Here is a 21738-nt window from a genome sequence, read left to right as displayed (position 1 = left end):
TGGTGACGCGCGCCGTCGCAGACTCCGATCGGCCCTCATCTACGGATGGTGGGCCTGGAGGAGTAGAGGAGCGCATCGCATGCACTGGTCCCCCCGCTGGCTCGCCGTCGGCGCGGTCGGCGCGTTGGTGGTCGGCGTCGCCGCACCGGCGTCCGCCGACCCGCCCGCCCGGCCCACCGGCCCGACGTCGGGCACGCCCGCCCAGCACGCACCCGTCCGCATCACCCTGATCACCGGCGATCAGGTCGATCTGGTCCAGGCGGCACCCGGTCGGGTCGCCGCCACCGTCCACCCCGGCCCGGGGCGCAACCGGATCACCTTCCAGACCGTCGAGGCCGACGGCGGGTTGCGGGTGCTGCCCAGCGACGTCGTGCCGTACCTCTCCGCCGGGGTGCTCGACCCCGACCTGTTCGACGTCCAGGAGTTGGCGGCCGACGGGTACGGCGACGCCGCGCAGGCCACGTTGCCGCTGATCGTGCGCTACCAGGAGCCGGCCGCCGGACGGGTCAGGCCGCTGGCCGGCGCCACCGGCGCGCGTCCCCTGGGAAGCATCAACGGCGCCGCGATGCGGGTCGGCAAGGGCGAGCTCGGCGGTCTGTGGACGTCGCTGCGCGGCGCGCCCGGGCAGCGGGTCACCGCCGGCTCACCCGCCCGGCTCGGCGCGGGTGTCGCCCGGATCTGGCTGGACGGGAAGGTCCGCCCGACGCTGGAGCACAGCGTTCCGCAGATCGGCGCCCCGGCCGCCTGGGCCGCCGGCCGCGACGGTGCCGGCGTGACGGTGGCGGTGCTCGACACCGGCGTCGACGCCACCCACCCCGACCTGGCCGGTCGGATCGCCGAGGCGCAGGACTTCTCCGACAGTGGCAGCGCCCGCGACGGGCACGGTCACGGCACCCACGTGGCCGCTACCATCGCCGGCAGCGGGGCGGCGTCCGACGGGCGACGCAAGGGCGTCGCCCCGGGCGCGCGGTTGCTGGTCGGCAAGGTGCTCGACGACGCGGGCTCCGGCTACAGCTCGTCCATCATCGCGGGGATGGAGTGGGCCGCCCACTCCGGCGCGAAGGTGGTCAGCATGAGCCTCGGCGGCGACCCGACCGACGGCACCGACCCGATGAGCCAGGCGGTGAACGACCTGACCGCCGAGACCGGCGCGCTCTTCGTGGTCGCCGCCGGCAACTCGGGTGCCGCGCGTACCGTCGGCGCGCCCGGCGCGGCCTCGGCGGCGCTCACCGTCGGCGCGGTGGACCGCGCCGACAACCTGGCGGAGTTCTCCAGCCGGGGCCCGCGCCTCGGCGACAACGGCCTCAAGCCCGAGATCACCGCGCCGGGTGTCGGCATCATCGCCGCCCGGGCCGCCGGAACCGCCATGGGTACGCCGGTGGACGACGCCTACACGACCGCGTCGGGCACCTCGATGGCCACCCCGCACGTGGCCGGAGCGGCGGCGATCCTCGCCCAGGAACACCCCGACTGGTCCGCCGTGAAGCTCAAGGACGCGCTGGTCAGCACCACGAAGGCGAACCCGGCGTTGACCGTCTTCGAGCAGGGCGCCGGCCGGGTCGACGTGGCCCGCGCGCTCGGCCAGCGGGTGTACTCCTCCGCCACCGCCGACTTCGGTCGGCTCAGCACCGGTGGCGCGACGGTCGAGCGGACCGTGACGTACACCAACGGCGGCACGACCCCGCAGACCCTGCGGTTGGCCCTGGAGCTGCGCAACCTGGACACCCGCGCGGCCGAGACCGACGGGGTGGCGGTCGGCGGCACCGAGGTGACGGTGCCGGCCGGCGGCAGCGTCGCCGTGCCGCTGCGGGCGGACCCGGCGAAGCTGGACCGGGGGGTGCACGGCGGGTGGCTGGTGGCCACCGGCGCGGACGGCGTCGCGGTGCGTACCGCCGTCGCGCTGACCCTCAGCGGCCCGCTGCACACCGTCACCGTGAAGGCGCTGGACATGAAGGGTCAGCCGGGCCTCGCGTCGGTGCTCACCCTCTTCGGTGAGCAGCCCGAATCCGACTGGCTCGGCTGGGTCGGCGGCGAGGTGCAGCTCCAGGTCGAGGAGGGCCCCTACCTGGTCGAGGCGTTGATCGAGCACGGTGCCCCACTGGACGAGCAGATCACCCTGGTCACCGACCCGGAGCTGCTGGTCGACCGGGACCTCACCGTCGTGCTCGACCCGCGCAAGGGCACCCCGGTACGGATCGAGACGCCGAAGCCGACCGAGCAGCGGTCGACGATCAGCTTCTACGAGCACCGGGTCTTCGGCAACGGCCGGCAGGTCGACCACGGGGTGATGACCTACAGCACCATCCAGCAGGTCAACGTCACGCCGACCCGCCCGGTCCGTCAGGGCGAGTTCGAGTTCGCGTCCCGCTGGCAACTGGTCGCTCCGATGGTGGACGCGAAGATCAGCGGGGTGTCCGGACCGCTGGACATCAACCTACTGGGCTACTCGCCGGCGCCGGCCGACCGACGCAAGCTGCCGCTGGTCTGGGCCGGCACCGGCACCCCCGCCGAGCTGACCCGGGTACGCGGCGCCGCAGCGCTGCTCACCAGCAGCCCGGACGCCTCGGAGGAGGAGCAGATCGCGGCGGCGGCCGCCGCCGGCGCTGCCGTGGTGCTGATCGTCCGGCCGGCGGACTTCAGCGCGTGGACGGTGTGGCAGCCGCTCGGGGAACGGCTACCGATCCCGTCGATGGTGGTGGCCAACGACGACGGGCAGCGGCTGATCGCGGCGGCCAGGAAGGGCCGGGCGACGCTGGACCTGACGTTGACGGTGGACAGCCCGTACCTGTACGACGTGTGGCAGGTGTCGAAGGGGCGCGTGCCGGAGCGGATCACGCACACGGTCACCGGGAAGAACACGGCCGAGGTGACCGCCAGCTACGGCGACGTCGGCGGTACGCCGTGGGCCAGCGAGCAGCGGTTCGGCTGGCGTCCGTGGCAGGAGACCTCCTGGAACGACGACCAGCGCCCGGTGCGTACCGGCACCACCCGCCAGGAGTTCGTCAGCGCCGGGGACAACTGGTGGCAGCACCAGGTCCTGCACAAGGTCACCTGGTCCTGGGGGCGGCTGCTCGGCGGGCTCACCCAGCAGCCCCGGCAGTACGCCGCCGACGACCGGGTCGCCGAGACCTGGCACGCTCCGGTGATCCGACCGGCCGTGCCGGCCGGCGGCGGTGTCCCGGTACCGACCCGTACCGGGGACACCTTGAACCTGCGGGTGGCCGAGTTCGTCGACGCCGACGGGAACTTCAGGGAGGCCGGCGGCAGCGACGAGTCGGACACTGTCGCGATCCGGGTCAGCCGCGACGGGCAGCAGATCGCCGACCTCTCCGGCGGGTGGGCGCCGGTGCCCACCACCGCGAAGTCGGCCCGCTACCGACTGGACCTGACGACGCAGCGGTCCTCGGACGAGTGGCGCTACGGCACGCGGACCGACACCGCCTGGGAGTTCACCTCGGCCCGGCCGGCGGGCGACGCCGCCACGCCGTTGTCGCTGCTGCAGGTGGACTACCGGGTGCCGGCCGACCTGTCCGGCACGGTCCGCGGCAACCGCTCACACCAGGTGGGGCTGACCCTGCGGCAGCCGGCCGGGGTGCCGGCGCCGACCGGCACCAGCGTCCGGGTGCAGGTCTCCTTCGACGGGGGCGTCACCTGGCGCAACGCGCCGACGAAGGGGTCGGGCACCCGGTACACCGCGACTGTGCCGGCGGGGCGCGGAACGGTGTCGCTGCGGGTGCACGCCGCCGACCGGGCCGGGAACACCGTCGACCAGACCGTGCTCCAGGCGTACGGGCTGCGCTGACGCGGCGTGGGCGGGGCGGCCTGGCCGTCCCGCCCGGTCGGCGAGGGTCCGCGGTCGGGGTCGACGGCGGACCCTCGCGGCGTCAGAGCCAGCCGCGGCGGGCGACCTGGAACGCCAACCCGGGCCGGGTGTCCACGCCGGCGGCGGCCATCAGGTCGGCGATGCGCCGTTGCACGGTCCGTCGGCTCACCCCGAGCTGGGAGGCGATGGACTTGTCCGGTACGCCCGCCACGAACAGCGACAGCAGCCGCGCCTCGTCGGCGTCGGGCTGGTAACCGTCGCCCGGATGGCACTCGGGCTCCGGCCGTCGACCCTCGGGGGCCGCGACGGCGAGCGGGTCGTCGAGCCGCAGCCGGGTGGCCACCCGCCAGTGACTCTCGAAGAGGGCGAGCAGGGCGTCGAGCAGTTGACTGCGCCCGATCACGGCGGCGCTCGGTTCGCCGCCGGCACGGTCGGGCACCAGCGGGCAGATGGCGGTGCGGGCGTCCACGATGGCCAGTCGGACCGGCAGCCGGTCCAGGACGCGGGCCTGCTCGCCGGCGGCGACGCCCTTGGCCAGGTCGGCCAACGCGCCCGGCTCCAGCAGCAGGTCACGCTCGTAGATGGCCCGGTAGCTCACCCCACGGGCCAGCGCGTCGAACTCCTCGACGTTCTCCGGGCCGGCCATGGCCAGGGGATTGGCCCGGCAGAACCAGAGCACCTCGGTACGCGCCGAGTTCTGCAGGTCACGCAGGCGGTCCCGGAGGACCCGGCCACCGGTGATCACCTCCACGAGGTGGTCGACGTGGTGCCGGCGCAGCCCGGAGCGGTATTCCTCGGCCAGTTGGGTGACCAGCCGGCGGGCCGCCTCCAGGTCCTCCTGGCGGCGCAGCAGCGTCCCGCCGAGGGCGACGTCCGGGGCGGTCGGGCGCAGCGGGGCGTCCGGGTCGTTGTCGGTGGGCTGCACGAGGCCCTTGCCGCGCAGCGTCTCGACCTGGGCGACGACCTGCTCACGGGGGCGGTGCAGGCGATGGACCAACTCGTCGATGCGGGCCGTGGTGAGCTGGAGCAGGCAGCGGTAGAGCTCCTCCTCAGCCGGGGTCAGGCCGATCACGTCCAACACGGGGCAGAACTGTACGTCGGCCGGGTGCGGGCCGTGCCCGGGCCCGTCGGCTGGTCAAGTGTCGGGCCTCGCGTCTACTGTCGGTGGCTGTGCTGGAAGAGCTGCGCATCACCGGGCTGGGCGTCATCGAGGACACCACGCTGCCGTTGACCGGCGGCATGAACGTCATCACCGGCGAGACCGGTGCGGGCAAGACGATGGTGGTGACCGGCCTCGGCCTGCTCTTCGGCGGCCGGGCCGACGCCGGGCGGGTCCGCGCCCAACCCGGCCGGGCGGTGGTGGAGGGGCGGTTGCGGCTGCACGGGCGGGTCGCCGACGCCGTGCACGCGCGGATCACCGAGGCCGGTGGCGAGCCCGACGAGGACGGCACGGTGCTGCTGAGCCGCACGGTCACGGTGGAGGGGCGCTCGCGCGCCCACGTCGGCGGCCGGAGCATGCCGGTGTCGATGCTCGGTGAGGTCGGCGAGCAGGCGGTGGCCGTGCACGGTCAGTCCGACCAGTTGCGACTGCTGCGCCCGGCCGAGCAGCGGGCCGCACTGGACCGGTTCGCCGGCCCCGCGCACGAGAAGCTGCTCGACGCGCTGCGGGAGGCGTACACGGGGTGGCGTCGGGTGGTCGACGACCTGGCCGACCGGCGGCGCAACGCCCGTGAGCGCAACCAGGAGGCCGACCTGCTGCGGCTGGGCCTCGACGAGATCACCCGGGTCGATCCGCAGCCCGGCGAGGACGACGAGCTGAAGACCGAGGCGCAGCGGCTGGAGCACGCCGAGGGCCTGCGAACGGCCGCGCAGATCGCCCAGCAGTGCGTGGCCGGTGGCGCGGAGGTCACCGACGACGAGACCCCGGACGCGGCGGCACTGCTGGGCACCGCCCGGCGGACCCTGGAGGCGCAGTCCGGCACCGATCCGGCGCTCGGTGAGCTGGCGGCCCGCCTGGAGGAGGCGGCCACCCTGGTCACCGACGTGTCCGCGGAACTGTCGACGTACCTGGCGACGCTGGACGCGGACCCGGCCCGGTTGCAGCACGTCTACGAGCGGCGGGCGGCGCTGCGCGCGTTGACCCGTAAGTACGCCGACGACGTGGACGGGGTGATCGCCTGGGCTGACCGGGCGCGCACCCGACTGTCCGACCTGGACATGTCCGACGACGTGTTGGACGAGTTGGAGCGGGAGGGTCAGCGGCTCGCCGTCGAGGTGGCCGACCTCGCCGGCCGGGTGTCCGCCTCCCGGCAGGAGGCGGCGATCCGCTTCGCCGACCAGGTCACCGTCGAGCTTGCCGGGCTGGCCATGCCGCACGCGCGGATCGAGGTGGCGGTGCTGCCCCGTCCGGCCGGTCGCGCGGAGCCGACGTTGGCGGTCAACGGCGTCGAGGTGGGTGTCACACCGGACGGCGGTGACGAGGTGGAGCTGCGGTTGCTGGCCCATCCGGGCGCGCCGTCGCTGCCGTTGCAACGCGGCGCCTCCGGCGGTGAGCTGTCCCGGGTGATGCTCGCCATCGAGGTCGTGTTCGCCGGCTCGGGCGGCCCGCCCACACTGGTCTTCGACGAGGTCGACGCGGGGGTCGGCGGTCAGGCGGCGGTGGAGATCGGCCGCCGGTTGGCGCGGCTGGCCCGCAGCCACCAGGTGCTGGTGGTCACGCACCTGCCGCAGGTGGCCGCGTTCGCCGATCGGCACCTGGTGGTGGCGAAGGACACCGGCGGCGCGGTGACGACGAGCGGGGTGCGGGTGGTGGAGGACACCGAGCGGGCCCGGGAGTTGGCGCGCATGTTGGCGGGTTTGCCCGATTCGGATCTGGGTATCGCCCACGCCGAGGAGTTGCTGGCGGTGGCCGCCAAGGAAAGGCGGTTGTGACGCCGCGTATTGTGAGCGCAAGCACACCGGCTTGTGCCGGTGTGTGCTTCCCTGGGTAGGCGGCCCTGCTCAGGCATGTCGCGACAGAAAAGCCTGCCTCACATGCCAGGATGGTCACGATGCGTCTACCCACGTTGCGCCGGAACCGGAACTCCGAACCGGGCAGAGTCCTCGGCACCGCGCGCCTTGATCGCCGGACGAAACGCCTGGTCGGTCGGCTGCGACCCGGTGACATCGCGGTCATCGACCACGTCGACCTGGACCGGGTGGCGGCCGATTCGCTGGTCGCCGTCGGGGTCGCGGCGGTGCTCAACGCCAAGCCGTCGGTCTCCGGCCGTTACCCGAACCTCGGCCCGGAGGTGCTGGTCGCCGCCGGCATTCCGCTCCTCGACGACCTGGGTGAGGGCGTCTTCGAGCGGATCCGCGAGGGCGACCAGGTGCGCATCGAGGGCAACACGGTCTTCGCCGGTGACGAGCCGGTGGCCCACGGCAGCCTGCAGGACGCCGAGACGGTCGCCAAGGCGATGGCTGACGCCCGGGAGGGTCTGTCGGTGCAGTTGGAGGCGTTCGCCGCCAACACGATGGACTACCTGCGCCAGGAGCGCGACCTGCTGCTCGACGGTGTCGGGGTGCCCGACATCGAGACCCAGATCCAGGGTCGCCACTGCCTGATCGTGGTGCGCGGCTACGACTACAAGGCCGACCTGGACGTGCTGCGCCCGTACATCCGGGAGTTCAAGCCGGTGCTGATCGGCGTTGACGGTGGCGCGGACGCGCTCGTCGAGGCCGGCTACACCCCCGACATGATCATCGGCGACATGGATTCGGTCACCGACGACGTGCTGCGCTGCGGCGCCGAGGTGATCGTGCACGCGTACCCGGACGGTCGGGCGCCCGGCCTGCCCCGGGTCAACGGCCTCGGTGTGCCGGCGATCACCTTCCCGGCCGCGGCGACCAGCGAGGACCTGGCCATGCTGCTCGCCGACGAGAAGGGCGCCTCGCTGCTCGTAGCGGTCGGCACCCACGCGACACTTGTCGAGTTCCTGGACAAGGGTCGAGGCGGGATGGCCTCGACGTTCCTGACCCGGCTGAAGGTCGGCGGCAAGCTGGTCGACGCCAAGGGGGTGAGCCGGCTCTACCGGCAGAGCATCTCCGGCTCGTCTCTGCTGCTGCTGGTGCTGTCGGCGATCGCGGCGATGGCGTCCGCGGTGGCCGTGTCGACAGTCGGGAAGGCGTACCTGGGCGTGGTCGCCGAGTGGTGGGACAATTTCGTGTTCCAGCTGTACCGGCTCTTCTAGTTCCCGACCGATCAAGAGGCTGCAAGCGTGATCAACTTCCGCTACCACGTGGTGTCCCTCACCGCGGTCTTCCTGGCTCTGGCGATCGGCCTGGTGGTCGGCACGGCCGCCCTCAACGGCCCGGTCGCCGACTCGCTCGAGGGGCAGGTCACCGGGCTGCGCAAGGACAACCAACACTGGCGCCAGACGGTCAGCAACATGGAGAAGCAACTCGCCCTGGAGGAGGAGTTCGCCGAGGAGATCTCCCAGGTCGTCCTGCCCGGCACCCTCACCGGGCGGCGGGTGGTGGTGCTCAGCCTGCCCAACGGCCGTGACCACACCGAGGGCGTGCTCAAGAAGCTCCAGCAGGCCGGGGCCACCATCACCGGTCAGGTCGACCTGCAGGACAAGTTCATCAACCCGGACAACAACTCCAACCTGCTGGAGTTGGCGGTCACCGCGGCCCGACCGACCGCGCAGACCACCGGCCTGCCGGGCAACGGGCACGGCGTGGAGACCTCCAGCGCGCTGCTGGCCAGCGTCCTGCTGGACCGGGCCCAGGGCGTCGCGCCGGTCAGTGACGCCGACCGGCGGGCGGTGCTCGCCGCGTACAACAACGCCGGTTACCTGACCACCGACAGCAACAAGGTCACCGCCTCGGCGGAGGCCGTCGTCGTGGTCAGCGGCCAGCCGTACGTCGACAAGGACTCCGACAAGCGGGACGAGTCGGTCGTCAAGATCGCCGAGCAGTTCGACCGCACCGGGTCGATAGTGGTGGCCGGCAACGGTTCCGTCGGGGGCAACCTGGTCGGCGTGGTGCGCGGCGACCCGGTGCTCACCCAGACCATCTCCACGGTCGACAACGCCAACACGGTGCAGGGGCAGGTGGTGACCACCCTCGCCCTGGTGGAGCAACTCACCGAGAAGAAGGCTGGACAGTACGGCGTCGGCGACAACGCCCCGTCGCTGCTGCCTAGACTGCCCCAGTGAGCGAACGACGTACCCCCGTGTCCGGATCCGACCAGGCGGCGCGTGACCGAGCGAGCGAGGTGGCGGCGTGAGCGCGCTGGGTCGGCTGTTGATCGCCGCCGCAGGTGCCGCGGCGGCCCGCTACGCGCTGCGTGAGGCGCGTACCTCACCGGCCGGGCCCGCGTTGGAGCGCACCAACTTCCGCGGCCGCACGGTCAGCCTGGCCGCCGGCCCGGCGCTCGCCGCCGGCGCTGCCGCCGCCGGCGCGTTCGGTGCCACCGGCGGTGCCGCCGGTGGTGCCGCACTGGTCGCCGGGCTCGGTGCGGGCGGCGTCGGGCTCTACGACGACGTGGTCGGCGCGCGCCCGGAGCAGAAGGCCGCCAAGGGTTTCGCCGGGCACCTCGCCGCGCTGCGTGAGGGACGCATCACCGCCGGTCTGGTCAAGGTCGTCGGGGTGGGCGCCGCCGGGCTGGGCGCCGCCGCGCTGCTCGCCGCCGACCCCCGGGTCGCCGCGCACCCGCGCCGGCAGCGGCACCGGGCGTTCGGCCGGGGGGTCGACGTGCTGCTCGGGGCCGGCGTGATCGCCGGCACGGCCAACCTGCTGAACCTGCTCGACCTACGACCGGGTCGGGCGATCAAGTCCGGGCTGCTGCTCGCCGCGCCGCTCACCGGCGGCCCGCAGGGTGGGATCGCCGCCGGTGCGGCCGGCGCCGCCGCCGGCCTGCTCCGCGACGACCTGGCCGAGGACGTGATGCTCGGCGACAGCGGCGCCAACGCGCTCGGGGCGCTGCTCGGCGTCGCGCTCGCCGCCCGCACCGGTCCACTGGGCCGCGCCGGTCTGCTCGCCGTCCTGGCCGGGCTGACCGCCGCCAGTGAGAAGGTCAGCTTCACGGCGGTGATCCAGCGGACCCCGGGGCTCCGCGAACTCGACGCACTGGGCCGACGCGCCGACTGACGTGAACAGACCGGCACCCCTCGCCGGCGCCGGCCGGCTGGCCGGGGCAGCCGCGCTCATCGCCGTCCTCACCGTCGCCAGCCGACTCGCCGGCTTCGGCCGTACCGCCGTGTTCACCTGGGTGGTCGAGCAGAGCGACCTCGGCGGCATGTACGTCATCGCGAACACGGTGCCGAACATCGTCTTCGAGATCGTCGCGGGTGGGGCGTTGGCCAGCCTGGTCGTGCCGCTGCTGGCCGGGGCGGTCGCGGCGCAGGACCGGCGGGCGGTGGCGGCGACCACCGGCGCCCTGCTCACCTGGACGGTGAGCCTGCTGGTTCCCCTCGCCGTGCTCGTCGCCGTGTTCGCCGACCCGATCATCTCGCTCATCAGCGAGGGACGATCGGCGGCGGAACTCGCCGCCGGCGCCCGGATGTTGCGCGTGTTCGCCCCGCAGCTGCCGCTGTACGGGATCGGCATCGTGCTCACCGGCGTCCTGCAGGCGCACCGACGTTTCGCCTGGCCGGTCATCGCGCCGTTGCTGTCCAGCCTCACCGTGGTCGTCGTCTACGTGGCCTTCGGCGCCGCCCAGGGGCGGGGGGTGTCGGTCGCCCAGGTCGGCCGCAGTGGCGAACTGCTCCTGTCCGGCGGCACCACGCTGGGCGTGGTGGTGCTGTCGCTCTCGCTGCTGATCCCGCTGCGGGGGCTGCGGCTACGGCCCCGGTTCGGGTACGCCTTCACCGATGACGCCCGGGCGCGGATCGGCGGACTCGCCACGGCCGGCGCGGTGACGGTGGCCGCGCAGCAGGTGGCGCTGCTGGTGGTGCTGAACCGGGTCTCCGGCGGCCCCACCGGCTCCCCGCAGGTGTTCAACCTGGCCCAGGCGATCTACCTGTTGCCGTGGGCGGTGCTCGCCGTGCCGCTGGCGGTGGCGTCGTACCCCACCCTGGCCACCGCCAGCGCCGCCGGTGACGAGGACGGCTACCGGCGGACCCTGTCCAGCGCGGTGCGGGGCGTGCTGCTCTTCAGCTGCCTGGGCGCCGCGGCGTTGGTCGGTACCGCGCGGCCGGTCGCTGCCCTCTTCTACCCGGACAATCCGGCGTCCACGGCGGCGGCCATCATCGGATTCGCGCCGGGTCTGCTCGGCTACGGCGTGTTCGCGATCCTGTCCCGCGCGCTGTACGCGCGCGGCGACACCCGGCCGGCGACCGTGGCGATCACACTCGGCTGGCTGGTCGTTCCGGCGGTGGCGCTGCCGTTGACGGCACTGCTCCCCACCGCCGACCGGGTGCTCGCGGTGACGTCGGCGAACTCGGTGGGGATGCTGGTGCTCGGTGCCCTGCTGCTCCTGGCGGTGCTGCGCGGCGCCGGCCGTCGCGCCCTCGCCGGCGCGGGGCGGGCCGGGGCGGCCGGTGGCCTCGGCGGTGTGCTCGCCGGGCTCGCCGGGTGGGGCCTCACCGGTTGGCTCGCCCCGTCGGACGGCGGCACCCCGACGATCGCGGCGGCGTTCGGTCAGGGCATGCTGTCCGGGGTTCTGGTTGGGGTTGTGTTCCTCGCCGTGGTCTGGTTCGTCGACCGGCGGGACGTACAGCCACTGCTCGCCGGGGTGCTGCGGCGTCTGGGCCGGCGGGGGCCGTCCGGCGGTGCGCCGACACCGGGCGCGGACGCCGCGGAGCGGGGCGACGGGAAGGAGACGGCGACGCGATGACTGAGCCAGCTCTGCCTACCGGCTGGTCGGGCACCGTCGCGTTGGTGCTCGCGTCGAGCACCGGTGGCGTCGGCCAGCACGTCCGCTCGGTGGCCGGTGGCCTCGTCGCGGGCGGCACCAGCGTGCTGGTCTGCGGGCCCGCGGCGACTCAGGAGCAGTTCGACTTCACCGGTGTCGGTGCGCGTTTCGCGCCGGTGGAGATCCCGGCCAGTCCGACTCCGGCCGACGCCCGGGCGGTGCTCGCCCTGCGTAGGGTGCTCGCCGCCGCCAGCGTCGACGTGGTGCACGCGCACGGCCTGCGGGCCGGGTTGGTCGCCGTGCTGGCCCGCCCCACCGCCCCGCTGGTCGTCACCTGGCACAACGCGGTGCTCGCCGGGGGACTGCGCGGCGGGGTGTCCCGGCTCGTCGAACGGGTGGTGGCCCGGGGCGTGCGGGTGGCGCTCGGCGCTTCCATGGACCTGGTGCGACGGGCCGCCGAGGTGGGCGCCGCGGACGCCCGGCTCGCCCCGGTCGCCGCGCCGACGTTGCCCGCGCCGCGTCGACGCCCGGCGGCGGTACGCGCCGAGTTCGGGGTCCGCCCGGACCAGCCGCTGATCGTCTCGGTCGGTCGACTGCACCCGCAGAAACGCTACGACGTGCTGATCGACGCGGCGGCCCGCTGGCGTACCCGTACCCCGCCGCCGGTCGTGGTGATCGCGGGCAGCGGGCCGGCCTACCTGCCGCTCGCGGCACGGACCTCCGCCGCCCGCGCGCCGGTGACCCTGCTGGGGCACCGTACCGACGTGGCCGACCTGCTCGCCGGCGCGGACCTGGCGGTGGTGACCAGCGACTGGGAGGCGCGGCAGCTCTTCGCCCAGGAGGCGCTGCGCGCCGGTGTTCCGCTGGTGGCCACGGCGGTCGGTGGGCTGCCGGATCTGGTCGGTGACGCCGCCACGCTGGTCCCCGCCGGTGACGTGGACGCTGTCGACGCGGCTGTACGCGCGTTGCTGGACGACCCGGCGGCGCGGGCGGAGTTGAGCCGGCGCGGCGTCGAACGGGCGGCGACGTGGCCGACCGAGGCGGACACCGTCGCCACGCTCGTCGCCCTCTACGCCGAGCTGGCCGGGAGTCCGGGTGGCCCGACGGCCGCCCCGGGCTCCGACGCCCCGAGAACGGGACACCGGTGATGCTGCGCCGAATCGCCCCCGCCCTGTTGACAGTGCTCGTGGTGGCGTTGGGCGTCACCGCGCTCGCCGCCCGCCCACCCCAGGGCACCCCGCAACGCACCGCCGACTTCGTGGTGCTCGCCGGGATCGCCGGGCTGCGCTGGGAGGACGTGGATCCGCAGCGCACCCCGACGTTGTGGCGGATGGCCCAGGACGGGTCGATCGGCTCCCTGTCGGTGCGCTCCGCCCACCGGCCCACCTGCCCGGTGGACGGCTGGCTGACGGTGGGCGCGGGCAGCTTCGCCGCCTGGAACGGCAGCCGGGCGGCCGGTGGTTGCCCGGCGGCGGCGGTGACGGTGGAACAACCGGACGGCATCGGCGCGAACCTGCCCGACCAGGAGAGCGTGGTCCAGTACAACCAGCAGCGGTTGCCCTGGGGGGCGCTGCCCGGCTCGTTGTCGGAGTCGGTGCGGTGTTCCGTCGCGGTGGGCCCGGGCGCGGCAGTGGCCGCCGCCCGACCGTTCGGCCGCGTCGACCGGTACGCGTCGGCGCTGCCGGCCGATCCGCGGCCGCTGCTCGGCTCCTGTGTGCTGAGCATCGTCGACCTCGGCACGGTCGGGGGAGCCGACCCGGCGACCCGCGCCGCTGAGGCCCGCGCGGCGGACGCCGAGCTGGCCCGGGTGCTGGCGGCGCGACCCCCACGGTCGTTGGTGCTGGTCGCGGGGATCTCCGACACCACCCAGCCGTCGCGGCTGCACGTGGCGGTCGCCGACGGGCCGGGCTGGGAGCGGGGGTGGCTCACCTCGGCCAGCACCGGCCGCGACGGGTACCTGCAACTTGTCGACCTCGCGCCGACCGCCCTCGCCGCGTTGGGCCGGCCGATGCCGGAGCGGCTCTTCCTCGGCCGCCCGGCGATCAGCACCGGTGACCGTCCGACCGACCTGGCCGAGGCCATCGCCGCGCCGGCGAACGCCGACCGGGAGGCCGCCGCCCAGCGTGCGGTCTCCGGTGGGTTCTTCGCGCTGCTCGCCGGGGTGCAGGTGCTGCTGGCGCTCGCGCTCCTGCCGCTGCTGCGCCGGGCCCGTCCGCATGCCGGCCCGGCCGGTCCGACGCCCGTCTCCGGGCGGATCGTGGCGGTGGTCGAGCTGCTGCTGGTCGCCGCGGCGTTGACGGTGCCGGCGGCGCTGCTGGCCGACGCGGTGCCCTGGTGGCGCGGCGAGCACCCCGGGTGGATCTTCGCCGGGGTGACGGCGTTGCTGGTGGCCGCCGGCACCGCGGCGGTGCGGTTCGCCCCCGGGTACGCGAACACCCTCGGGCCGGTCGGCGCGGTGGCCGGCCTCACCACGCTCGTGGTCGGGCTGGACGTGCTCACCGGGGCTCGACTCCAGCTCAACGGCGTGGTCGGCTACTCGGCGTTGCAGGGTGGCCGCTACGCAGGGCTGAGCACCGTGGGGCTGGGGGTGTTCCTCGCCGGCGCGTTGGTCACCGGCGGCTGGCTCGCCCAACGCGTGCACCGGGGTTGGCGGCCGGCGGTGATGGTGGCGGTGGGTGGTCTCGCCGTGGTGGTGGTCGGCAGCCCGTACCTGGGTGCCGACCCGGTCGGCGCGATCGCGCTCACCGCCGGGGTGAGCGTCGCCGCCGTGATCAGCGCCGGCGGCTGGTTGACGATCAGCCGGTTGGCCTGGGCCACCATGGCCGCGCTGGCGGTCGGTATCGGGTTCGCCGTGGTGGACCTGCGGCGTCCGGCGGGGGAGCGGGGCAGCCTGGGCCGGTTCCTCTCCGCGCTCGGCGACGGCACCGGCGGGTTCGCCGTGCACCGGTCCAGCACGGAGAACTTCGAGACGTTTGTCAACAGCCCGCTGACGGTGCTGGCGCTGGCCGGCGGGTTGCTGGTGTGGTTCGCCCTGTTGCAGCCGTGGGGTGGGCTGATGCGGCTGTTCGGCATCTACCCGGCGGTCCGGGCGGCGCTGGCCGGCACTGTGGTCGCCGCGGTGCTCGGTGGGGTGCTCGACGGCGCGGCACTGGATGTGATGGGTGCTGCCGCCGCCCTGGTGGTGCCGATGGCGGCCCTGGCGTCGCTGCGGGTGCTCGGGCACGCCGCGGACCGGACCCGCCCGGCACCGGCCCGTTCCCGGGCCAACGGCGCCGAGGACGAGTCGGGGCCGGGTGGGGTGGGCCCGGTCGACGGGGGCGACGGCCCGACCGGCGGTGGCGGACCCCTGGGTGCCGCGCACCCCGCGCCGATCGGCGACCCGCCGACGGGCACGCCGGCGACCGTCACCCGAGCGGGCTCGGACGCTCCGGGGGAGCACGGTGGGGACGCCGACGACCCGCCCGGGCCGACCGCGAGCGGGTCGACGCCGGACGGCACGCCGCCGGTGCCCGTGCCGCCCCGGCAGGTCTCCCGCTCATCGACGGAGGTTGCCGCGTCCTGAGCGCCGGGCCTCGTCCGGATGTCCCGCAGGTGTCGCAGCCGGGGTGCGGCCTGCGGGTACCCGCCCGGGAGGTGTTACCGTCGAATCCCGTGGATCGCGTGATCACTTTGCTGATCAAGCACGGCGGTCTGCATGACCGCGACAGACGACACGGGAGCAGGCCTTGGCCCCATCAGCACGGACGACCAGGCACATTTTCGTCACCGGGGGCGTCGCCTCCTCGCTGGGTAAGGGCCTCACCGCCTCCAGCCTCGGCAACCTGCTGACCGCGCGCGGGCTGCGCGTGGTGATGCAGAAGCTCGACCCCTACCTGAACGTCGACCCGGGGACAATGAACCCGTTCCAGCACGGTGAGGTCTTCGTCACCGAGGACGGCGCCGAGACCGACCTCGACGTCGGGCACTACGAGCGCTTCCTCGACCGGGCGCTGTCCGGCAAGGCGAACGTCACCACCGGCCAGATCTACTCCGACGTGATCGCCAAGGAGCGCCGCGGCGAGTACCTGGGCGACACCGTCCAGGTCATCCCGCACATCACCAACGAGATCAAGTCCCGGATCGTGGGGATGGGTGACCCGGACGAGGACGGCCAGCTCCCCGATGTGGTGATCACCGAGGTCGGCGGCACCGTCGGCGACATCGAGTCGCTGCCGTTCCTGGAGGCGATCCGCCAGGTCCGCCACGACCTGGGCCGCGACAACTGCTTCTACCTGCACGTCTCGCTGGTGCCGTACCTGGCGCCGTCGGGCGAGCTGAAAACCAAGCCGACCCAGCACTCGGTGGCGCAGCTGCGCAACATCGGTATCCAGCCGGACGCGATCGTGCTCCGCTGCGACCGGGAGATCCCGGTGAAGCTCAAGGAGAAGCTGTCGCTGTACTGCGACGTGGACGCCGAGGCGGTCGTCGCCGCCCCGGACGCACCGAGCATCTACGACATCCCGAAGGTGCTGCACCGGGAAGGGCTCGACGCGTACGTGGTGCGCCGGCTCGGCCTGTCCTTCCGGGACGTGGACTGGACCAGCTGGGACGACCTGCTGGAGCGGGTGCACCGCCCCCGGCACACGGTCACCGTCGCGGTGGTCGGCAAGTACGTCGACCTGCCCGACGCGTACCTGTCGGTGAGTGAGGCGATCCGGGCGGCCGGGTTCGGTAACCGGTCGCGGGTACAGATCAAGTGGGTGCCCAGCGACGAGTGCGTCACCCCGGCCGGTGCGGCGGCGGCCCTGGCCGGCGTGGACGGCATCCTCATCCCGGGCGGCTTCGGCGTCCGCGGCATCGAGGGCAAGATCGGCACCGCCCGGTACGCCCGGGAGGCCGGCATCCCGCTGCTCGGCCTCTGCCTCGGTCTGCAGTGCATGACCATCGAGGTGGCCCGGCACCTGGCCGGTCTGGACGGCGCCAACTCGGTGGAGTTCGACGAGCAGGCGACCCACCCGGTCATCGCCACGATGGCCGACCAGGAGGACATCGTCGCCGGCCGGGGTGACCTGGGCGGCACCATGCGGCTGGGCGCGTACCCGGCGACGCTGACCGAGGGTTCGATCGTCGCCGAGGCGTACGGCAGCACCGAGATCAGCGAGCGGCACCGGCACCGGTACGAGGTGAACAACGCCTACCGGGACGCGCTGACCAAGGCGGGCCTGCACATCTCCGGCACCTCCCCGGACGGCCGGCTGGTCGAGTTCATCGAGCTGGACCGCGGCCTGCACCCGTTCTTCGTGGCCACCCAGGCGCACCCCGAGTTGAAGAGCCGCCCGACCCGCCCGCACCCGCTGTTCGCCTCGTTCGTCAAGGCCGCTGTGGCGTACTCGCAGGCCGACCAGCTGCCGGTGGACCTGGACGCGGCGGCGGAGGCTCCGACGACGCGCAAGGCCGCCCGCAACGGCGCCGCGACGAAGGCGGCGTCCCCGTCATGAGCGGGCGCAGCGAGCGAACCAGCAGGCTCAGCCGGGTGCCGCACGCCGGCGCCGCGCGCAGCGGGGCGGCGGCGTGAGCGGGCTTGAGCACCGCTACGAGGTGCGGTCCCGGCAGGAGCGGTACCAGGGGCGCATCTTCGACGTGGTCACCGACGAGGTGAGCATGCCGGGCGGTGGGACGGCGCTGCGGGACCTGGTCCGGCACGTCGGGGCGGTGGCCGTGGTGGCGCTCGACGACGCCGGCCAGGTGGTGCTGATCCGCCAGTACCGGCACCCGGTCGGGCGGCACCTGTGGGAGCTGCCGGCCGGTCTGATGGACGTCTCCGGCGAGGAGTTGCCGGCGGCGGCGCTGCGGGAGCTGGCCGAGGAGGCCGACCTGACCGCCGGGCGGGTCGACGTGCTGGTCGACCTGCACAGCTCGCCGGGGTTCACCAACGAGATCGTCCGGGTGTTCCTGGCCCGGGACCTCGCCGACGTGCCGGCCGACGAGCGGCACGAGCGCCACGACGAGGAGGCCGACCTCCAGGTCGTCCGGATCGACCTGGACGAGGCGGTCGCCATGGTCCTGGCCGGTGAGGTCACCAACGCCGCCGCCGTGGCCGGGCTGCTGGCCGCCGCCCGCGCCCGGGACACCGGCTTCACGCGGCTGCGTCGGGCGGAAGCGCCGCTGCCGCGCTGAGGCGTCCCCCGCCGGTCCAGCCGGCGGGGGAGTACGCGCGAAAGGGGCCCCGCGGTCAGCCGCGGGGCCCCTTGTCGCTGTCCGGTCCGTCAGTCGCGCAGCGGACGACCCTGCGCGTCCGTGCCGCCGTTGACCAGGATGAGGATGCCGTCGATGAGGCCCCAGATGCTGCCGACGCCGCAGGTCACCACGCTCACGACGAGCTGCAGCACGCCGGTCTTGACGTCACCGATGTAGAACCGGCCGGCCCCGAAGAAGCCGAGCAGGATGCCGAGGACGCCCGCGACGATCTTGCTCTTGTCGGAAACGCCCTGGGGGTACCCCGGCTGGGGGTAGCCGGGCTGATAAGGAGGAGTGGTCATGGCCGGACACCTTAGTGATCCACTCGCCGGCTGTCCGCACCGCCACCCGGCAGATGGGACGATAATGGTGGAACACTGTCCTGTCGGCTGAGGTGACGCTCGACCGCTCGATCCGGGCGGTGCCCTGACACTTCGTCAGGACACCCGCGCACCGGATGCCACTGTGCTGGCTCTCGGCGGCGTCGGGCGCGCCTAGACTGCCGCCGCGGGACCGGTGTACCGCGGTGGCAAAGGGGCCGCCGCGGCACCGAGCAGTCGGGGGAGAGCAGCCCCGAAGAGAGGTGTCTGCATCGTGAAGGTCGGAATCCCACGCGAGGTCAAGAACCACGAGTACCGCGTGGCGATCACGCCAGCGGGCGTCAACGAGTTCACCCGCAGCGGCCACCAGGTCTTCGTCGAGTCCGGCGCCGGGGTTGGCTCCAGCATCACCGACGAGGAGTTCGCCGCCGCCGGCGCGAAGATCCTCGCCACCGCCGACGAGGTCTGGGAGACCGCCGAGCTGGTGCTCAAGGTCAAGGAGCCGATCGCCGAGGAGTACCACCGGATGCGCGAGGGGCAGGTGCTCTTCACCTACCTGCACCTGGCCGCCTCCAAGGAGTGCACCGACGCGCTGATCGACCGCAAGGTCACCGGCATCGCGTACGAGACCGTCGAGCTGCCCGACCGGTCGCTGCCGTTGCTCGCCCCGATGTCCGAGGTCGCCGGCCGGCTCGCCCCGCAGGTGGGCGCCTTCTACATGATGCGCACCGGCGGTGGGCGCGGTGTGCTGCCCGGCGGTGTCTCCGGCGTGTACGCGGCCAAGACCGTCGTCATCGGCGCCGGCGTCTCCGGCATGAACGCCGCCGCCATTGCGCTGGGCCTGCAGTCCGAGGTGCTGCTGCTGGACAAGAACGTCGCCCGGCTGCGGCAGGCCGACGCGATCTACCGGGGCCACCTGCAGACCGTCGCGTCCAACGCGTACGAGGTGGAGCGGGCCGTGCTCGACGCCGACCTGGTCATCGGCGCGGTGCTGGTGCCCGGCGCGAAGGCCCCGACGCTGATCTCCAACGAGCTGGTGTCCCGGATGAAGCCGGGCAGCGTGCTCGTCGACATCGCCATCGACCAGGGTGGCTGCTTCGAGGACTCGCGCCCCACCACGCACGCCGACCCGGTCTACAAGGTGCACGAGTCGATCTTCTACTGCGTCGCGAACATGCCCGGCGCGGTGCCGAACACCAGCACCTACGCGCTGACCAACGTCACCCTGCCGTACGCCCTGGAGCTGGCCAACCAGGGCTGGCGTGAGGCGCTGCGCAACGACCCGGCGCTGGCCCTGGGCCTGAACACCCACGCCGGTCAGGTCACCTACGGTCCGGTCGCCGAGGCGCACGGCATGGACGTGCTGCCGCTGGCCGACGCGCTGGCCTGAACGGTGGCGGCCGAGCGGTAGCGAGCCGAGGAGCATGGCACTGACCGACGACTTAGCCGGCGCCGGCGTGAGCACCGCACCCACGCCGGCGCTGCGCCGTGCCGTTCGCGGCTACCTCGACCACCTGACCGTCGAACGTGGCCTCTCCGCGAACACGCTCGCCTCGTACCGGCGGGATCTGGACCGCTATCTCGACACCCTGGTCGGCGCCGGCGTCACCGACCTCGCGTCGGTCGGCGCCGGCCTGGTCGAGGCGCATCTGGCGCGGCTGCGCGCGGGCGACGACGCCCACCCGCCGCTGGCGGTCTCCTCCGCCGCCCGGGCGGCCAGCGCGGTCCGCGGCCTGCACCGCTTCGCGCTGCGTGAGGGGCTGGCCGGCGCCGACCCCAGCCGCGACGTCCGCCCGCCCACCCCACCCCGCCGGCTGCCCCGGGCCCTGCCGGTCGACGACGTGGTCCGGCTGCTGGACATCGCCGGCCCGATCACCGCCACCGGCGAGGACGCGCCCCTCGCGCTGCGCGACCGGGCGTTGCTGGAATTCCTGTACGGCACCGGCGCGCGCATCTCCGAGGCGGTCGGCGCCGCCGTGGACGACCTCGACACCGACGAGGGCACGGTGCTGCTGCGCGGCAAGGGCGGCCGGGTACGGCTGGTGCCCATCGGCGGGTACGCCGTCGACGCGGTCCGCGCCTACCTGGTCCGGGCCCGCCCCGGCCTGGCCGCCGTCGGCCGGGGCACCCCGGCGGTGTTCCTCAACGCCCGCGGCGGCGCGCTGTCGCGCCAGGGCGCCTGGGGCATCCTGCGCCGCGCCGCCGACCGGGCCGGGCTGCCCGTCGACGGGCCCGCTGCCGTCTCCCCGCACACCCTGCGCCACTCGTACGCCACCCACCTGCTCGACGGCGGCGCCGACGTCCGGGTGGTCCAGGAACTGCTCGGGCACGCCTCGGTGACCACCACCCAGGTCTACACGTTGGTCACCGTGGAGCGGTTGCGCGAGGTGTACGCCACCGCCCATCCCCGCGCCCGGGGCTGAACCGGTCGCGGTCGGCGCCGACACGCCGGGCCGGTGCCGAACCCCCTGCTGGTCGGTGGCGTACAGTCGGCATCGGCGCGGACCTCCTGGAGCGACACGACCGGGGTGCGCAGCGGCGCCGCGAAGGACGTCGGACGGCTCCGACGCCGGGTGGGTCGTCGGGAGGGGGCAACGAGCACATGGCTGGCAACGGTGACCGTGCCGAGACCTGGACGTCGGAGCTCCGCGAGCAGCAGGCCACGCTCGGCGCGGATCTCGGTCCTGCGGACCCGGCTGCCTACACGATGCGCAAGCCCATCCCCGAGCCGATGCCGACCGACCGGCACGGCCCCGCGCGCATCATCGCGATGGCCAACCAGAAGGGTGGAGTCGGCAAGACGACCACCACCATCAACCTGGGCGCGGCCCTCGCGGAATACGGCCGCAAGGTCCTGCTGGTCGACTTCGACCCGCAGGGCGCCCTCTCGGTGGGCCTGGGCGTCAACCCGCACAACCTCGACCTGTCCGTCTACAACCTGCTCATGCAGGACGACGTGACCGCCGAGGACGTCCTGATCAAGACCGACGTGGCGGGCCTGCACCTGCTGCCGGCCAACATCGACCTCTCCGCCGCCGAGATCCAGCTCGTCAACGAGGTCGCCCGGGAAATGGCCCTGGCCCGGGTCCTGCGCACGGTCCGCAAGGAGTACGACTACATCCTGATCGACTGCCAGCCGTCGCTCGGCCTGCTGGCGATCAACGCGCTGACCGTCGCGCACGGTGTGCTCATCCCGCTCGAATGCGAGTTCTTCAGCCTGCGCGGTGTGGCACTGCTGCTGGACACCATCGACAAGGTGCGCGAGCGGCTCAACTTCGACCTGGAGCTCGAAGGCATCCTCGCCACGATGTACGACAGCCGCACCACGCACTGCCGCCAGGTCCTGCAGCGGGTGGTGGAGGCGTTCGGCGACAAGGTCTACCAGACGGTCATCACCAAGACGGTGAAGTTCCCCGAGTCCACCGTGGCCGGTGCCCCCATCACGACGATGGACCCGGCATCCTCCGGGGCACGTAACTACCGTCAGCTGGCCCGCGAGGTGATCGCCGCCCAGTCGGAGCGGTAGCCGGAACGCCCGGTGC

The 21738-nt window shown here is 73.7% G+C and carries 15 protein-coding genes; 13 read left to right on the top strand and 2 right to left on the bottom strand.

Translation table 11 applies throughout. The features are described from left to right. Positions 1-79: 79 nt before the first annotated feature. On the top strand, positions 80-3802 hold the full coding sequence (locus KBX26_RS03120) for a S8 family serine peptidase (protein ID WP_210864683.1): 3723 nt from the start codon (positions 80-82) through the stop codon (positions 3800-3802). Positions 3803-3884: 82 nt separating this feature from the next. Here KBX26_RS03120 and KBX26_RS03115 read toward each other — a convergent pair whose 3' ends face one another. Further along, positions 3885-4904 carry a helix-turn-helix domain-containing protein gene (locus KBX26_RS03115; protein WP_210862912.1) on the bottom strand — a complete coding sequence of 340 codons (1020 nt, stop codon included), beginning with the start codon at positions 4902-4904 and terminating at the stop codon, positions 3885-3887. 89 nt (positions 4905-4993) lie between these two features. Here KBX26_RS03115 and recN point away from each other — a divergent pair, with 89 nt between their 5' ends. The 9 genes from recN to KBX26_RS03070 all read left to right on the top strand — a co-directional run bounded on the left by recN (position 4994) and on the right by KBX26_RS03070 (position 17816). Then, a complete protein-coding gene (gene recN / locus KBX26_RS03110) occupies positions 4994-6754 on the top strand; it encodes a DNA repair protein RecN (RefSeq protein WP_210864711.1) in 1761 nt (586 codons plus the stop codon). 119 nt (positions 6755-6873) lie between these two features. Further along, positions 6874-8052, top strand: coding sequence for a putative cytokinetic ring protein SteA (steA, locus tag KBX26_RS03105; protein WP_030334899.1), 1179 nt, complete (start codon positions 6874-6876; stop codon positions 8050-8052). A gap of 27 nt (positions 8053-8079) precedes the next feature. Next, entirely contained in the window at positions 8080-9021 is a 942-nt protein-coding gene (locus tag KBX26_RS03100; protein WP_030334897.1) for a copper transporter, read from the top strand. Between the two features lie 67 nt (positions 9022-9088). Next, a complete protein-coding gene (locus KBX26_RS03095) occupies positions 9089-9955 on the top strand; it encodes a hypothetical protein (RefSeq protein ID WP_030334895.1) in 867 nt (288 codons plus the stop codon). Position 9956: 1 nt separating this feature from the next. Then, entirely contained in the window at positions 9957-11642 is a 1686-nt protein-coding gene (murJ, locus tag KBX26_RS03090) for a murein biosynthesis integral membrane protein MurJ (RefSeq protein ID WP_210864682.1), read from the top strand. Beyond that, positions 11639-12808 carry a glycosyltransferase family 4 protein gene (locus KBX26_RS03085; protein WP_210864681.1) on the top strand — a complete coding sequence of 390 codons (1170 nt, stop codon included), beginning with the start codon at positions 11639-11641 and terminating at the stop codon, positions 12806-12808. Before murJ ends, KBX26_RS03085 begins: the two co-directional genes overlap by 4 nt. Further along, a complete protein-coding gene (locus KBX26_RS03080) occupies positions 12808-15222 on the top strand; it encodes a hypothetical protein (RefSeq protein ID WP_247680085.1) in 2415 nt (804 codons plus the stop codon). The genes KBX26_RS03085 and KBX26_RS03080 overlap by 1 nt, the downstream gene beginning before the upstream one ends. 163 nt (positions 15223-15385) lie before the next feature. Next, positions 15386-17137, top strand: coding sequence for a CTP synthase (locus KBX26_RS03075; protein WP_030334886.1), 1752 nt, complete (start codon positions 15386-15388; stop codon positions 17135-17137). Between the two features lie 73 nt (positions 17138-17210). Then, the gene (locus KBX26_RS03070) at positions 17211-17816 is read left to right on the top strand and encodes an NUDIX hydrolase (RefSeq protein WP_210864680.1); all 606 of its coding nucleotides are present in this window, start codon (positions 17211-17213) and stop codon (positions 17814-17816) included. Positions 17817-17905: 89 nt separating this feature from the next. Here the strand turns inward: KBX26_RS03070 and KBX26_RS03065 are convergent, their stop codons facing one another. After that, positions 17906-18244, bottom strand: a complete 339-nt coding sequence (locus KBX26_RS03065) for a TM2 domain-containing protein (RefSeq protein WP_051708703.1) — start codon at positions 18242-18244, stop codon at positions 17906-17908. A gap of 226 nt (positions 18245-18470) precedes the next feature. Here KBX26_RS03065 and ald point away from each other — a divergent pair, with 226 nt between their 5' ends. The 3 genes from ald (at position 18471) to KBX26_RS03050 (ending at position 21722) form a co-directional block, all read left to right on the top strand. Next, positions 18471-19586 (top strand): alanine dehydrogenase, encoded by a 1116-nt coding sequence (ald, locus tag KBX26_RS03060; protein ID WP_030334880.1) that lies wholly within the window; start codon positions 18471-18473, stop codon positions 19584-19586. A gap of 34 nt (positions 19587-19620) precedes the next feature. After that, a complete protein-coding gene (locus tag KBX26_RS03055; protein WP_210864679.1) occupies positions 19621-20619 on the top strand; it encodes a site-specific tyrosine recombinase XerD in 999 nt (332 codons plus the stop codon). A 179-nt stretch (positions 20620-20798) separates the two neighbouring features. Further along, entirely contained in the window at positions 20799-21722 is a 924-nt protein-coding gene (locus KBX26_RS03050) for a ParA family protein (RefSeq protein WP_030334877.1), read from the top strand. The last annotated feature ends 16 nt before the right edge of the window (positions 21723-21738 follow it).

Source organism: Micromonospora sp. C97, from assembly GCF_018070385.1.
Taxonomy (GTDB): Bacteria; Actinomycetota; Actinomycetes; order Mycobacteriales; family Micromonosporaceae; genus Micromonospora; species Micromonospora parva.
The sequence above is the reverse complement of the archived record's forward strand: the minus strand, read 5'-3'. Positions and strand labels throughout refer to the sequence as shown.